At 67.2% G+C, this 533-nt stretch carries 1 protein-coding gene; it reads left to right on the top strand.

Going from position 1 to position 533, the window contains the following annotated elements; all coding sequences use genetic code 11:
• Window positions 1-533, top strand: a 533-nt coding sequence (locus AC1DYG_RS19115) for a condensation domain-containing protein (RefSeq protein ID WP_477641441.1), incomplete at both ends; no start/stop codon positions are given.

Raw genomic sequence — 533 nt, 5'->3', positions numbered from 1 at the left:
GTTGCCGGCCGGTGAGGCGGTGATCGATCTGACGCCGGTGTCGGTGGATGCGGAGTCGGTGGCCGGTGCGGCGGTGGAGTTCGTCTCGGCGCCGTTCGACGTGACCGCGGAGGTTCCGCTGCGGGCGCGTCTGTACGAGGTGGAGTCGGGCGTCGAGTACGTGTTGGCGATGGTGGTCCTTCACATCAGTGCCGATGGTTGGTCGGTGGCTCCGTTGACGCGTGATGTGATGGTGGCGTATGCCGCTCGGCGGGCCGGGCGGTTGCCGGAGTGGGCGCCGYTGSCGGTGCAGTACGCGGACTACAGSYTGTGGCAGCGKGAGGTGCTCGGTTCCGAGCAGGATCCGGGTTCGCTGGTGTCGGCTCAGTTGGACTACTGGATTGCTGCGCTGGCGGGTGTTCCGGATGTGCTGGAGCTTCCGACGGCTCGGCCGCGTCCGGCTGTGATGTCGAATCTCGGTGCGTTGCAAGAGTTCACGATCGACGCCGAGTTGCATGCGGCGCTCGATGCGGTGGCTCGGCGCAGTGGTGCGA

This window comes from Pedococcus sp. P1_H8 (assembly GCF_056405175.1).
The sequence above is the reverse complement of the archived record's forward strand: the minus strand, read 5'-3'. Positions and strand labels throughout refer to the sequence as shown.